General features: G+C 72.0%; 10 protein-coding genes. 6 read left to right on the plus strand and 4 right to left on the minus strand.

The window, feature by feature from the left end; genetic code table 11:
• Window position 1: 1 nt before the first annotated feature.
• Entirely contained in the window at window positions 2–466 is a 465-nt protein-coding gene (locus ABZV93_RS28260) for an Rv3654c family TadE-like protein (RefSeq protein ID WP_354941893.1), read from the plus strand.
• A 14-nt stretch (window positions 467–480) separates the two neighbouring features.
• On the opposite strand, the gene ABZV93_RS28265 is transcribed toward ABZV93_RS28260, so the two are convergent.
• Window positions 481–1,062, minus strand: coding sequence for a hypothetical protein (locus tag ABZV93_RS28265; RefSeq protein WP_354941895.1), 582 nt, complete (start codon window positions 1,060–1,062; stop codon window positions 481–483).
• Window positions 1,059–3,545 (minus strand): DEAD/DEAH box helicase, encoded by a 2,487-nt coding sequence (locus ABZV93_RS28270; protein ID WP_354941897.1) that lies wholly within the window; start codon window positions 3,543–3,545, stop codon window positions 1,059–1,061. Before ABZV93_RS28270 ends, ABZV93_RS28265 begins: the two co-directional genes overlap by 4 nt.
• Window positions 3,546–3,798: 253 nt before the next feature.
• On the opposite strand from ABZV93_RS28270, the gene ABZV93_RS28275 reads away from it, so the two are divergent.
• The 5 genes from ABZV93_RS28275 to ABZV93_RS28295 all read left to right on the plus strand — a co-directional run bounded on the left by ABZV93_RS28275 (window position 3,799) and on the right by ABZV93_RS28295 (window position 12,809).
• Window positions 3,799–4,143 carry an STAS domain-containing protein gene (locus ABZV93_RS28275; RefSeq protein ID WP_354941899.1) on the plus strand — a complete coding sequence of 115 codons (345 nt, stop codon included), beginning with the start codon at window positions 3,799–3,801 and terminating at the stop codon, window positions 4,141–4,143.
• Between the two features lie 522 nt (window positions 4,144–4,665).
• The gene (locus ABZV93_RS28280) at window positions 4,666–6,984 is read left to right on the plus strand and encodes a sodium-translocating pyrophosphatase (RefSeq protein ID WP_354941901.1); all 2,319 of its coding nucleotides are present in this window, start codon (window positions 4,666–4,668) and stop codon (window positions 6,982–6,984) included.
• A 182-nt stretch (window positions 6,985–7,166) separates the two neighbouring features.
• Complete coding sequence (locus tag ABZV93_RS28285) at window positions 7,167–8,759, plus strand: class I SAM-dependent methyltransferase (protein ID WP_354941902.1); 1,593 nt, start codon at window positions 7,167–7,169, stop codon at window positions 8,757–8,759.
• A 352-nt stretch (window positions 8,760–9,111) separates the two neighbouring features.
• Window positions 9,112–11,964 (plus strand): type I DNA topoisomerase, encoded by a 2,853-nt coding sequence (gene topA, locus ABZV93_RS28290; protein WP_354941904.1) that lies wholly within the window; start codon window positions 9,112–9,114, stop codon window positions 11,962–11,964.
• A 17-nt stretch (window positions 11,965–11,981) separates the two neighbouring features.
• A complete protein-coding gene (locus tag ABZV93_RS28295) occupies window positions 11,982–12,809 on the plus strand; it encodes an MOSC domain-containing protein (RefSeq protein WP_354941906.1) in 828 nt (275 codons plus the stop codon).
• Here ABZV93_RS28295 and ABZV93_RS28300 read toward each other — a convergent pair.
• Window positions 12,800–13,381, minus strand: a complete 582-nt coding sequence (locus ABZV93_RS28300; protein WP_354941908.1) for an SRPBCC domain-containing protein — start codon at window positions 13,379–13,381, stop codon at window positions 12,800–12,802. The genes ABZV93_RS28295 and ABZV93_RS28300 overlap by 10 nt on opposite strands.
• Window positions 13,378–13,992: a TetR/AcrR family transcriptional regulator gene (locus tag ABZV93_RS28305; protein ID WP_354941910.1), complete on the minus strand. Its 615-nt coding sequence runs from the start codon at window positions 13,990–13,992 to the stop codon at window positions 13,378–13,380. The genes ABZV93_RS28300 and ABZV93_RS28305 overlap by 4 nt, the downstream gene beginning before the upstream one ends.
• Between the last annotated feature and the right edge of the window lie 117 nt (window positions 13,993–14,109).

A 14,109-nucleotide genomic window follows, 5' to 3' on the forward strand; every position in this document is an offset into this window, starting at 1 on the left:
CATGGCGGCGAGGGCGGTTCAGGACAAGGCCCGCGACGTGACCCGCGACATGACCCAGAACCGGGCGCGGGACGTGGCAGAGGCGGACCCGTCCAGGGCGCAGGCGTTCCGTCGCGGGCGGGAACGCGGCAGCGGCGGCGTCTGGACGCTGGCAGCAGCCGCGATCGTGGTGATGGCAGCGGTCGTGTCGACGACGATGGTCGCCGTTGTCGGTGCCGGACGCAGGGCGGACACCGCGGCTGATCTGGCGGCGTTGTCGGCCGCGGCGGTTCGCCCGGACCAACTCGGCTCCGCCTGTGCGATCGCCGGCCGGATCGCGGTCGCACACCGGGCGCGGCTGGTGGCCTGTGTGGTGGAAGGGAACGAGGTGGACGTCACCGTGGAGGCGTACCCCGCCGCGCCGGGAGGGGAGCTGTTCGTCGTGCGGGCCCGAGCGCGCGCCGGCCCGACCATCCAGCCGCCCTGAACGAAGTCGGGCGGTCAGGGCATGGGGTCCTGGCGGACCCCGTGACGAGGCTCGTGGGCCGGGGAAGCGGCCCGGTTGGTGTAGCCGCCGGGGTCGGTGCGGCCTCCGGTGTCTTGCGGGCCACCCGCGTCGCCGGGCCGGCCGGCCTCACCCGGCGGGTAGTCACGAGTGCCGTGCTCGGTCGGCCCGCCCGAGGCGGTGCCGGATTCGCGGCGCCCCGACGAGGGTCCACTGTCGGCCGACTGATGCGGCGCGGTCCCGCCCGCCTGCCGGCCCGGCTCGCCCGAGCCGGATCCGAGCTCGCCGCCCGTGGAGGACCCGCCGCCGGCAACCGCACCGGTGCCGTCGGCCGACCTCTGGCGCAGCTCCTTCAGCTCCCGCTGGCGGGTGCGCCACCGTTTGATGCCGACCACCAGGCACCAGGCTCCGAACGCGGCGGCGATCGTGACGCCGACCCCGATGAAGAAGAACGTGGAGGTGGAACTCTCGATCCGCAGTGGCCCCAGCTCGACGGCGGTCGGCTGACCGCCGCCCACCGCGATTCCCACCGCGGCGGCGACCAGCACCAGCACCAGAATGACTCCGACGACGATCATGTGCCGTCATCTCCTTCGACAGACCGGGCCTCGCGCGGCGCCCCGTTGAGCAGAACATCCAGCAGCCGAACAGCACCGGACTTGTCGAGCGGGTTGTTGCCGTTTCCGCACTTCGGGGAGTGTACGCATGATGGGCAGCCGTCGCCGCAATGACAAGCCGCGATCGCGTCGCGTGTCGCCGCGAGCCACTCGGCGGCCGCGGTGAAGCCGCGCTCGGCGAATCCCGCACCGCCGGGGTGGCCGTCGTAGACGAACACCGTCATCCGGCCGGTGTCCGGGTGCAGTGCGGTGGAGACGCCACCGACGTCCCAGCGGTCGCAGGTGGCGAAGAGCGGCAGCAGGCCGATGGCCGCGTGCTCGGCGGCGTGCGCGGCGCCGCCGACGTCAGTGCGGCGAAGCCCGGCCTCCGCGAGCTGGTAGTCCGACACCGTCCACCAGACGGCTCTGGTCTGCAGTGTGCGGGGCGGAAGGTTCAGTGGCACCTCACCGAGTACCTCTCCGCTGACCAGCCTCCGGCGCAGGTAGGCCACGACGCGGTTCTCCACCTTCACCGCCCCGAAGTCGAGGGTCGCGTCCCCCCACTTCTCGCTGCGTTCGCTCTCCAGCACCTCGATGTCGGTGATCTCGCGGGCGGTCGTGGAGTAGTCGGGCTCGGCGCGTTCGACCAGGGCGACGGCGGCTTCGAGGTCGAGGTGGTCCACCACGTACGTCGCCCCCTGATGGAGGTAGACCGCGCCGTCGTGCACCGATGTGTGTGCCGCACCCGCGTCGACCGTCCCGAGCAGCCGCCCGGTCGACGCCTCGACGACGCGTACCAACTGCCCGTCCACCGAACGGATGTCGGCCAGGTCGCAGGCGCGGCCGCGGCGGGTCCAGAACCACCCGTGCGGGCGCCGGCGCACCATGCCCTCCGCCTCCAGAGCCTGCAGCGCGGCGGGCGCGGAGGGCCCGAAGCGGTCGATCTCGGCGTCGGTGATGGGGAGTTCGGAGGCGGCCGCCGCCAGGTGGGGCTTGACGACGTACGGGTTGTCCGGGTCCAGCACGGTCGCCTCGACCGGCGGGCCGAACACCGCGTCCGGGTGCTGCACAAGGTAGGTGTCCAGCGGGTCGTCCCGGGCGACGAAGACGGCGAGCGCGCCCTGCCCGTCGCGGCCGGCACGTCCCGCCTGTTGCCACAGCGAGGCGCGGGTGCCCGGGTAGCCGGCGACCAGCACGGCGTCCAGTCCGGCGATGTCCACACCGAGCTCGAGCGCGTTCGTCGCCGCGACGCCGAGCAGCCTGCGGTTCTGCAGGGCGCGTTCGAGGGCCCGGCGCTCCTCGGGCAGGTATCCCGCGCGGTAGGCCGCGACCCGGGAGGGAAGCTCGGGGGCGACCTCGGCGAGGTGCTCGCGGGCCTGGACCGCGACCACTTCCGCGCCGCGCCGGGAGCGGATGAACGCGACCGTTCGTACGCCGTCGGCCACCAGGTCGGCGAGCAGGTCGGCCGTCTCCGCGGTCGCGCTGCGGCGGACCGGCGCGCCTCCCTCGCCGGTGAGCCGGGTGAACGGCGGCTCCCACAACGCGAACGCCAGTCCGCCGTGCGGTGAGGCGTCCTCGGCCACCGCGCGCACCGGCACACCGGTCAGCCGGGCTGCCGAACTCGCCGGTTCGGACACGGTCGCCGAGGCGAGCACGAACGTGGGGTCGGCGCCGTAGTGCGCCACGATCCGGCGCAGCCGGCGCAGCACCTGCGCGACATGGGAGCCGAACACGCCGCGGTAGTGGTGGCATTCGTCGACGACGACATACCGCAGCGAACCCAGGAACCTCGCCCACCGGGCGTGGGCGGGCAGAATCGACCGGTGCAGCATGTCGGGGTTGGTCAGGATGTACGCGGCGTAGTCGCGGGCCCAGTCCCGTTCCTCCCACCTGCTGTCGCCGTCGCACGTCGTGGCGAGCGCCTCCTCGCCGGCCAGCTCGCTCACGGCGCGGAACTGGTCGGCGGCCAGCGCCTTGGTCGGGGAGAGGTACAACGCGGTACCGGCGCGGCGGCGGGTGGTCTCCCCGTCCGGGTCGGCGAGGATCTCGCTGAGCACCGGCAACAGGTAGCCGAGCGACTTGCCGGAGGCGGTTCCGGTGGCCAGCACGACGTGCTCGCCGTCGTGGGCCAGCTGCGCGGCGAGTGCCTGGTGGGTCCAGGGACGGTGGATGCCGTAGGCGGCGAGCCGGGCGAGGACCTGTCGCGGCACCCAGGAGGGCCAGTCGACCGTACGCCCCGGCCGGGCAGGCACGTGCTCGACATGGGTCACGCGTTCGGCGCGGCCGGACCCGAGCGTGAGCCGGTCCAGCAGGGCGGCGGGGTCGGTGGCCCGCCCCGCATGCGCGCCTCGTCCTCGCGTGGGACGCTCCTCGGCGGGGCGTTCCTGGGTGGGGACGCCCGGAGCGAGACGGTCCTGGGCGGATGCGTCGGACGGCTGGGAACGGGACGGCCGGCTGAATGACACGAAGGACAGTGTCACACCGTCCCACCGACAAGGCGTGCCCAAGGCTTCGCACAGGCGGCACAGGAAGGCACCCGCGGCGACGGAACACCCCGCAGATCACCGGGCGGACGCCGGGCGACTGCAGGGTAGGCCGGCGCCGACGCGAGCGGGCCGACTCGCGCGGGGGGTAGCCCGGTGCTGTCGTGCGATCACACCAGGTGATTGAATTCCCATCAGGGGCCGGTCCGTCGGAATGGTAGTGCTGGAGGAGCTTGTGGATCTATCCCTCTCGAACCGCGCCGCAGGTGACCACATCGTGGTCGAGGTCGGCGGTGAGATCGACGTCTACACCGCGCCCAGGCTCAGAGAACACGTGGTCGACCTGGTCGAGGCCGGTCACTACGACCTGGTGGTCGATCTTGAGGGCGTCGACTTCCTGGACTCGACCGGGTTGGGGGTGCTGGTCGGCGGGTTGAAGCGGGTGCGCTCCCACGAAGGAAGCCTGCAGATCGTGTGCACCCAGGAACGCCTGCTGAAGATATTCCGAATCACCGGGTTGACGAAGGTCTTCCCGATCCATGACACCGTCGCCGAGGCGGTGATGCCGACCGTTCGATAGGGAGTCGGGAGGGGCCCGGCCGGTGGCTCTGGCCGGGCGCCGGGTCACCCCGGGGCCCGGTCGCCCGGGACGTACCGTTGGAGCGGTGAGTTCGGCGGGTCGGGTGAGGTCGACGAGCCGTACGACGGTCGTCGTCACCCGTCTCGCCGGCGCTCCCAGGCCACACCGCTTCCGCCCCGACTCGCCGGGGCCCGCGTCGTGGTGAGTGGGGGCGGGCACTGTAGACTCCGGCGCGCCCCGGGATTCCATCCGGTGGCGCCAGTTGTCCGCGCGCCTGTCTACGATGCCGGTCGGTACCGACACCGTCGCGGGAGATGGAGCGCTGGACCGGGGACCACAACGAATCCACGGCCGGCCGGAACGGCGTTCGTGCGCACGCCCGAGTGCGCACGAAGGTCCGGACCGGACCGGAAATGGCCAGGTCTTCGATCCTGACGCCCCGTCTCGCGTACGCCGATGTCGGGGCGCACATCAACGGGATCGACATCGAGGGGTCGTCGTAGCCCCTGTCAAGGAGGACGAATGTCCGCGTTCCTACTCGCTGCCGAGGGGGAACCTGTCTCGCTCACCGGCGGCAACCTGACGTACGTCGCCATCGTCGCGGGGATCGGCGTGATCGCGCTCGTGATGGCAGCGGTCTTCCGCCGTGAGGTTCTCGCGGCCGGTGACGGCACCGCCAACATGCAGACCATCGCCCGAGGTGTCCAGGAGGGCGCCTCCGCCTACCTCAACCGGCAGTTCCGGACGCTGGGCATCTTCGCCATCCTGGTGTTCTTGTTGCTGTTCGTTCTCCCAGGCGACGCGAACGTCCGAATCGGGCGTTCCATCTTCTTCCTGGTCGGCGCGGTCTTCTCCGCCCTGATCGGTTACATGGGCATGTGGCTCGCCGTGCGGGCCAACGTGCGGGTGGCCGCCGCCGCCCGCGACCAGGGCCGCGACCCGGCGATGCGGGTGGCGTTCCGTACCGGCGGCACGGTCGGCATGGCCACCGTCGGGCTCGGCCTGTTCGGCGCCGCCCTGGTGGTGCTCATCTACCGCGGCGACGCGCCGAGCGTGCTGGAGGGCTTCGGCTTCGGTGCCGCCCTGCTGGCGATGTTCATGCGGGTCGGCGGCGGCATCTTCACCAAGGCCGCCGACGTCGGCGCCGACCTGGTGGGCAAGGTCGAGCAGAACATCCCCGAGGACGACCCCCGCAACGCAGCGACCATCGCGGACAACGTGGGCGACAACGTCGGTGACTGCGCGGGCATGGCGGCCGACCTGTTCGAGTCGTACGCCGTGATGCTCGTCGCGGCGCTCATCCTCGGCAAGGCGGCGTTCGGCTCCCAGGGCCTGGTCTTCCCGCTGATCGTCCCGGCGATCGGCGCGCTCACCGCCGTGGTCGGCGTCTACATCACCAAGCCGCGCGGCGGCGAGAACGGCCTGTCCACGATCAACCGCAGCTTCTACGTCTCGGCCGCGTTGTCCGCGGTGCTGTGTGCGATCGCGGCGTTCATGTACCTCCCGTCGTCGTTCGACGGACTCTCCGGTGTGTCGGCGAACATCGCCAAGCACAGCGGCGACCCCCGGCTGATCGCCACCGGCGCCGTGATCCTCGGCATCGTGCTGGCTGCGGTGATCCTCTCGCTGACCGGCTACTTCACCGGCACCGAGCACCGCCCGGTCAAGGACGTCGGCAAGACGTCGTTGACAGGTGCCGCCACCGTCATCCTGTCCGGCTTCGCGCTGGGCCTGGAGTCCGCGGTCTACACCGCCCTGGTGATCGGGGCCGCGGTCTACGCCGCGTTCCTGATCGGCGGCGGCTCGGTCATCGTCTCGCTGTTCGCGATCGCACTGGCCGGCTGCGGTCTGCTCACCACCGTCGGCGTGATCGTCGCGATGGACACCTTCGGCCCGGTGAGCGACAACGCGCAGGGCATCGCGGAGATGTCGGGCGACGTCGACGGCGAGGGCGCGCAGATCCTCACCGAGCTCGACGCGGTGGGCAACACCACCAAGGCGATCACCAAGGGCATCGCGATCGCGACCGCCGTACTCGCCGCGACGGCGCTGTTCGGTTCGTTCAACGACGCTGTCACCAACGCGCTGGCGTCCGCGGGCTCGCAGGCGGCGGCGACGACCACCGCTTTCCTGCGTACGGTCGACTCGCCGAACGTCCTGGTCGGCCTGATCATCGGCGCGTCGGTGGTGTTCCTCTTCTCCGGCCTCGCGGTGAGCGCGGTCGGCCGGGCCGCCGGCGCCGTGGTGTTCGAGGTGCGCCGGCAGTTCCGGGAGATCCCCGGGATCATGGAGGGCACCGGCAAGCCGGAGTACGGCCGGGTGGTCGACATCTGCACCCGTGACTCCCTGAACGAGCTCGCCACCCCGGGTCTGCTCGCGGCGATGGCGCCGATCGCGGTCGGCTTCGGCCTCGGTGTCGGGCCGCTGGCGGGTTACCTCGCCGGTGCGATCGCCGCCGGAACGCTGATGGCGATCCTGCTGGCCAACTCCGGTGGGTCGTGGGACAACGCCAAGAAGCTGGTCGAGGACGGCACGCACGGCGGCAAGGGTTCGCAGGCGCACGAGGCGACCGTCATCGGTGACACCGTGGGTGACCCGTTCAAGGACACCGCGGGCCCGGCGATCAACCCGCTGATCAAGGTGATGAACCTCGTCGCCGTCCTGATCGCCCCGGCCGTGGTCCAGCTGTCGGTCGGCGACAGCGCCAACACCCCGCTCCGGATCGGCATCGCCGTCGCCGCAGTAGTGGTCGTGGTGGTCGCGGTCACGATCTCCAAGCGCCGCCCGGTCGCGATCGGTGCGGAGCAGGAGGAGAACCGGCAGACGGCCAACGTCGCCTGACCGATCCAGCACATCAGGTCGGAGCGATCCGTCCCGCTACGAAAAGCCTCGGCCACCGGCGCGTCACGCGTCGGTGGCCGAGGCTTCTTCGTGCGTGCGCGCGGACCTGGAGATTCACTGGCTGACTCCGCTCGGCATGCCCACCTGAACTCGTTGTCGGCGGCCACCGGCAGGATGGACGGATGTTCGAACTGTCCGAGGACGTTCTCGCTCGCCTGCGTTCCCACCTGGCCGCCGTCGGCTACACCGTCGACGGCGTACGCGAGCGGCTGGGCCCGGTCGCGCACGCGGCGCTGCACCGCAACGAGACCACGCCCGGCGTGCGCGCGACCGACGGCGGCGACCCGCTGGACACGCTGATCCGGCTGTGGCTGCTGCAGCGACCGGTCCCCGCGGACCGGGCCGAGAGCGCCCTGCCCGGACTCCTCGAACCGCTGGTGACGGCCGGCCTTCTCGGCGCTGCCGCGGGTGAAGCCGGCGGAGCCGGCGCAACCGGCGGCCAGGTGCGCGCCCTGGTCGACGTCCGCCCGTACGGCGCGACCGGCGGACCCGGCCTGGAGCAGTCGGCCGCCGACCAGGACTGGTGGGTGGTCGCCGACCTGACGCCCGGCCTGGACGGAGCACGCCCCGCCGTGACCGCCGACCACGTGCTCGGCGTGAACAGCGCGGCAAGCACGCTGGCCCAGTTGACCGTACGCCGGCCGGCCGGGCGGGCACTCGACCTCGGCACCGGCTGCGGCGTCCAGGCCCTCCACCTATCCGGGCACGTAAGCCAGGTCGTCGGCACCGACGTCAACCCGCGGGCGCTGGCCCTGGCCCGGCTCACCGGTGCGCTCAACGGCTTCGACTGGGACCTGCGCGAGGGCAGCCTGTTCGAGCCGGTGCGAGGCGAGACGTTCGACCTGGTGGTGTCCAACCCGCCGTTCGTGATCTCCCCGCGCGGAGGGCTGACCTACCGCGACAGCGGGCTGGCCGGGGACGAGGTGTGCCGGCGGATCGTGACCCAGGCGCCGGGCTTCCTCGCCGACGGCGGTGTCTGCCAGATCCTGGCCAACTGGCTGCACGTGCGTGGGGAGGACTGGCGCGACCGGCTGGGCGACTGGCTCACCGACTCGGGCGCGAATTCCGGCGCCGGGGCCGACTGCGACGCCTGGGTGGTGCAACGGGAGGTGTCCGACCCGGCGGAGTACGTCGAGCTGTGGCTGAAGGACGCGGGCGTGCACGGGACGCCCGAGTACGCGCGACGGTACGAAGACTGGCTGGCGTGGTTCGACGCGCAGGACGCGGAGGGGGTCGGATTCGGCTGGATCACCCTCCGCCGCAACGCCGGGTCGCGGCCCGGCGGCCCGGCGACCGTGCTGGAGGAGTGGCCGCACCCGGTCGAACAGCCGCTCGGTGCGGAGGTCGGCCGTTGGCTGGACGCGGTGGACCGCCTGGACGCGTACGCCGACGACACCGCACTGCTCGGTGCCCGGCTGCGGGTGGATCCCGACGTCGACCAGGAGCAGCTCGGCCGGCCGGGCGCCGCCGACCCCGAACACGTCGTCCTCCGGCAGCGGCGGGGCATGCGCCGGGCGGTCGCGGTGGACACCGCGGAGGGCGGGTTCGTCGGCGCCTGCGACGGCGAGCTCACGGTCGGGCAGATCTGCGACGCGCTGGCGACCCTGCTGGGGGAGGAGCCGGCGCGGATGCGGGGCCGCCTGTTGCCGCGCGCCAGGGAGCTGTACGCCGAGGGGTACCTGCACGACGCAGCCCCGGAGGCGGGCTCGGCGTGAACCCGTACCCACCGGGCCGAAACGTGACGTTCCGCGCCCCGACACCCGGCCCGAACCAGAAACCGGGGGTTGCAACGCGACGTTCACCACGTACTCTCACTCTTCGGGTCGAGCCGCCCAGAGCCCGCGGTCGTCGGTTCCGGCATCGCCGGGCAACGCTTCGGAGGCACCCGCGAAACAGTTCGGGGCGTCGTACGGTTACCGTCTAGCGGGCCGGATCGCCCGCGCAGGCCGACTCGGCCCGATTCGGCTCGTTCCGCCATTCGCAAAGCACCGGAAACACCCCAAGGCTGATCCACAAGACAGACCAAGCCAGACCAAGACAGACAAGGACAGGCAGGAGAGGTACACAGTGCCCGCCAAGAAGGCCTCCACCCCGAGCGAGGGTCCCCGGCTCGTCATCGTCGAGTCGCCTGCCAAGGCGAAGACGATCGCCGGCTATCTCGGTCGCGGCTACGTCGTGGAGTCGAGCGTGGGCCACATCCGCGACCTGCCCGGCGGCGCCGCCGAGGTGCCCGCCAAGTACAAGAAGGAGCCGTGGGCCCGGCTCGGCGTCAACGTCGACGAGGGGTTCGCCCCGCTCTACGTCGTGCCCGCCGACAAGAAGCCCACTCTGCGGCGCCTGAAGGACCTGATGTCCGACGCCGGCGCGGTCTACCTCGCGACGGACGAGGACCGTGAGGGCGAGGCCATCGCCTGGCACCTGTTGGACGAGCTGAAGCCGAAGGTTCCGGTGCACCGGATGGTCTTCCACGAGATCACGCCGGAGGCCATCAACCAGGCGGTGAGCAACCCCCGCCAGATCAACGACAACCTGGTCGACGCGCAGGAGACCCGGCGGATCCTGGACCGGCTGTACGGCTACGAGGTCTCGCCGGTCCTGTGGAAGAAGGTCATGCCGCGCCTGTCCGCGGGCAGGGTGCAGAGCGTGGCCACCCGGATGGTGGTCGACCGGGAGCGGGAGCGCATCGCGTTCCGCACCGCGACCTACTGGGACCTGGTCGCCGAGCTGGACGCCGGTGAGACCAAGGACCCGCGGGCGGTGACGGTCCGGCTGGTCAACCTCGACGGCCGCCGGGTGGCGCAGGGCCGCGACTTCGCCTCCGACGGGACGCTGAAGCCGGCCGCGCGCGACACCGTGGTGCACCTGGACCAGGCGCAGGCCGACGCGCTGAAGGCCGGCCTGGGCGAGTCGACGTTCGCCGTGCGCGGCGTGGAGTCCAAGCCGTACCGCCGTTCCCCGTATGCGCCGTTCCGTACGACCACGCTGCAGCAGGAGGCGGCCCGCAAGCTCGGCTTCGGCGCGGCCCGCACCATGCAGGTCGCCCAGCGGCTGTACGAGAACGGCCACATCACCTACATGCGTACCGACTCCATCACGCTGTCGGAGACCGCGGTCACCGCTGCGCGTACCCAGGTCAGGCAGCTGTTCGGGGCGGACTACCTGCCGGAGAAGCCGCGGGTCTACCAGAGCAAGGTGAAGAACGCACAGGAGGCGCACGAGGCGATCCGGCCCTCCGGCGACCGCTTCCGTACGCCCGCCGAGACGGGCCTGCGCGGTGACGAGTTCCGGCTGTACGAGCTGATCTGGATGCGCACGGTGGCTTCCCAGATGCGCGACGCCGAAGGTCGCAGCGTCACCCTGCGGGTGGGTGCCCGCACCGCCGACGGGCGCGACGCGGAGTTCACCGCGTCCGGCAAGGTCATCACGTTCCACGGGTTCCTCAAGGCCTATGTCGAGGGCGTGGACGACGCGAGCACCGAGACCGACTCCGCCGAGCGGCGGCTGCCCGACGTGGTGGAGGGCGACACGCTGGTGGCGACCCGGATCGACGCCGACGGGCACGAGACGAAGCCGCCGGCGCGCTACACCGAGGCCACGCTGGTCCGCGAGCTGGAAGAGCGCGAGATCGGCCGGCCGTCGACGTACGCCTCGATCCTCGGCACCATCCTCGGCCGCGGCTACATCTACAAGAAGGGCCAGGCGCTGGTCCCGACGTGGGTGGCGTTCGCGGTGGTGCGGCTGCTGGAGGAGCACTTCGCCCACTTGGTCGACTACAACTTCACCGCGAGCATGGAGGACGCGCTCGACGAGATCGCGCGGGGCGGGTCGGACATGCAGACCTGGCTGGCGCGGTTCTACTTCGGCGCGCCCGGCGAGGGTACGGCCAACGGCGGCGGTGCGCCCGGCGGCCCGGCCGGCACAGGCAACGGCGTCGCTTTGCAGTCCGACGGGCTGAAGTCCCTGGTCACCGAGCTCGGGGAGATCGACGCCCGGGAGATCTCGACGTTCCCTATCGGTGACAACGGCACCGGCCCGATCGTGATCCGGGTCGGCCGCTACGGCCCGTACGTCGAGGACGCCGAGGGCAACCGCGCCAACGTGCCCGAGGACCTGCCGCCGGACGAGCTGACCCTGGACAAGGCGAAGGAGCTGCTCACCCAGCCTGCCGGGCTCGAGCGCGAGCTGGGCATCGACCCGGAGACGGGTCACCCGGTGGTGGCGAAGGCGGGCCGGTTCGGTCCGTACGTCACCGAGGTGCTGCCCGAGGACGCCCCGAAGAACGCCAAGCCGCGCACCGCGTCGCTGTTCAAGTCGATGAACCTCGACACCGTCTCCTTCGAGGAGGCGCTACGGCTGCTGTCGCTGCCCCGGTCGCTGGGCGAGGACCCGGAGGGCGGCGAGGAGATCGTCGCGCTGAACGGCCGTTACGGCCCGTACGTCAAGAAGGGGACCGACTCGCGTTCGCTCGGGTCGGAGGAGGAGCTGTTCACCGTCACCCTGGAACAGGCGGTCGAGCTGTTCAAGCAGCCGAAGGCGCGTGGCCGCCGGGCCGCCGCCGCTCCGCTGCGGGAGCTGGGCGAGGACCCCGAGACCGGCAAGCCGGTGGTGGTGAAGGACGGCCGGTTCGGCCCGTACGTCACCGACGGGGAGACCAACGCGACCCTGCGCAAGGACGACGAGGTGGAGTCGATCTCACTCGACCGGGCCGCCGACCTGCTCGCGGAGAAGCGCGCGAAGGGGCCGGCGCCGAAGCGGGCGAAGAAGGCCGCGAAGAAGACCGCGAAGAAGGCGGCCACGAAGGCCACAGCCGGCGCGGGTGCGGCCAAGGCGAGCGCAACCGGTGCGAAGAAGGCCGCGGCCAAGAAGACGACCGCGAAGAAGGCCGCCGCGAAGAAGTCGAGCACGGCGAAGAAGAGCTGAGGACGGACGCCAGGCGGATGTACGTCGCCCGGATCGGCCTCACACCGGTCAAGGGGATGGCCCACGAGTTCCTGCCGGAGCTTCACCTGCCGGCGTCGGGCCTGCCCGGCGATCGCGCGTTCTGCTTCTACGACGTCGCGGCGGACCGCGTTCTTCGTACGGTCGACCACGACGCGCTGCTCGCCTGCCACGCCCGCTGGGTCCCGCCGAGGTTGACCATCACCACGCCGGTCGGCGTGGCCGCGGGAGACGCGGACGAGCTCGGTGACCGGCTGGTGGCCGACTACTGGGGACGCCCGACCGAGCTCACCGTCGTCCGCGGACCGTGGTCGGCGCTGGTGAGCCGCTACCTCGGCAAGGACGTACTCCTGTGCCGGGTCGGCCCGCCGGGCGGAGTGGTGTGGGGCGGTCCGGTGTCGGTGGTGACCACCTCCTCGCTGGCCGAGGTCGCGCGGCGAACCGGACGGGACCCCGGAGGCGAAGATGGACGAGGGGACGGGGAGGACGGCCGGAGGTTCCGCGCGACGTTCGTGGTCGACACCGGGGAGGCGCCGGCCTTCGTCGAGGACGAGTGGACCGGGCGGTCGCTGCGGCTGGGTGATGCCGTCGTACGTGTGCGTGGCCCGCTCGAACGCTGCGCCCTGGTCGACCGGCGCCCGGAGGCCGGCGGCCGCGACGCCATGGTGCTGCGGGCCCTGGCCGCCGACCGCCGGATCGACGGCCAGATCGTGTTCGGCGTCCACGCGGACGTCGTACGGCCCGGCACCGTCCGGCTGGGTGCCGAGGTGGCCGTCGAGGCGACCGATGCCGCGGACGCCGTGGACGCCGCCGCGGATCAGCGGTAGCGGGACTCCACCCGGTCGCGCAGGGCGGTGTTCAGTGCCCTGAACCCCGACAGCGTGTCTCCGCGCAGCCAACCGGCCGTGAACGGTACGGCGATGCCCTTGAAGGTCTCCTGCTGCACCAGGTGGGTCCGGCCGGGCGCGGTCTGCGTCAGCGTGAAGGAATGTTCGCCGTCGAAGATGCCGGGGACGAGCAGGCGCCCGATCCAGCGGAGCTCGTGTCCGGGCTGGACGGCGAGGACCGTCGGCTTGAACACCATCGTCTTCCCGCCGATGCGGTGCACGTTGGTCACCTTCTGCCCGACCTGCAGCCGGCCGCTGGAGCGCACGATGAACGGATTCCACTCCGGGTAGGCGGCTCGGTCGGCGAGCACCGTCCAGACCTGATCCGGGCTCGCGGCAATCTCGACCTCCGTGCGCAGGACGACGGGATGGGCGCGCTGCCCGACCGCGCCGCCGGCCAGGACGGCCAGCACTGCGAGGAGGGCGTACGGCCAGCGGCGCCGCCGCCGGCGGCCGTCGTACGGATCAACAGGTGAGGCCGACGTTGGGGCGGCGGGCTGGTCGACGGTCATGGGGAGGTCGGTCCTTTCGGGCGGAGGTGCGCGCCGAGCGCGCCCTCGACGAGGTGGGCGGCGTAATCCGCCGTGAGCGGGTCGCCGGTGAACAGCAGTCGGTAGTAGAGAGGTCCGGCGAGTTGGTCGACGACGACCTCCGGGTCGAAGCCGGGGGAGAGGGCGCCGCGTTCGACCGCCCGGCCGAGCAGGTCCACGGCGGCGCGGCGCCACTGCGCCCAGCGCTCGCGCATGGTCGCGCCGAAGTCCGGGTCGTGCGCCATCGCCGCCATCAGGTCGGCGACCAGGGGAGCCCCCGCCGCGGTCAGGCTGGCCGCGATCCCGGCCGTCAGCCGGGTCAGGTCGGCTACGACGTCCCCGGTCTCGGTCAGGGTGACCTCGTCCTGCATCCGTGAGACGAGGTCGGCCACCAGCCGCGCCTTGGTGGGCCACCGGCGGTACAGCGTGGTCTTGGCCACCCCGGCCCGTTCGGCAACGGCGTCGATCGAGAGCCCGGCGTAACCGTGGGCCGCGACGGTCTCCCGGGCGGCGGTCAGGATGCGCCGGTCGACCTCGGCGTCCCTGGGCCGGCCGCGGCGCGGTCGTGCGCCGGTCGGTTCTGTGGGGGGCATCGGATCGCCCGCCTCTCCCTCGAAATACGAAACTCGGGTAGCGGAAACGACCGTACGTCACCGCCGTCAATTACGCAACAGCGGTATCGAAACTGCCTGGCGAGTGGTCCGGGCGGC

The sequence above is a fragment of the Actinopolymorpha sp. NPDC004070 genome (assembly GCF_040610475.1).
In the GTDB taxonomy this organism is placed as follows: Bacteria; Actinomycetota; Actinomycetes; order Propionibacteriales; family Actinopolymorphaceae; genus Actinopolymorpha.

What these genes read in the sequence shown, in the direction of transcription:
- ABZV93_RS28285 (WP_354941902.1), top strand. Translation starts at nt 7,167, where the DNA reads ATGTTCGAACTGTCCGAGGACGTTCTCGCTCGCCTGCGTTCCCACCTG.
- ABZV93_RS28265 (WP_354941895.1), bottom strand. Translation starts at nt 1,062, where the DNA reads ATGATCGTCGTCGGAGTCATTCTGGTGCTGGTGCTGGTCGCCGCCGCG.
- ABZV93_RS28260 (WP_354941893.1), top strand. Translation starts at nt 2, where the DNA reads ATGGCGGCGAGGGCGGTTCAGGACAAGGCCCGCGACGTGACCCGCGAC.
- ABZV93_RS28305 (WP_354941910.1), bottom strand. Translation starts at nt 13,992, where the DNA reads ATGCCCCCCACAGAACCGACCGGCGCACGACCGCGCCGCGGCCGGCCC.
- ABZV93_RS28295 (WP_354941906.1), top strand. Translation starts at nt 11,982, where the DNA reads ATGTACGTCGCCCGGATCGGCCTCACACCGGTCAAGGGGATGGCCCAC.
- ABZV93_RS28300 (WP_354941908.1), bottom strand. Translation starts at nt 13,381, where the DNA reads ATGACCGTCGACCAGCCCGCCGCCCCAACGTCGGCCTCACCTGTTGAT.
- ABZV93_RS28280 (WP_354941901.1), top strand. Translation starts at nt 4,666, where the DNA reads ATGTCCGCGTTCCTACTCGCTGCCGAGGGGGAACCTGTCTCGCTCACC.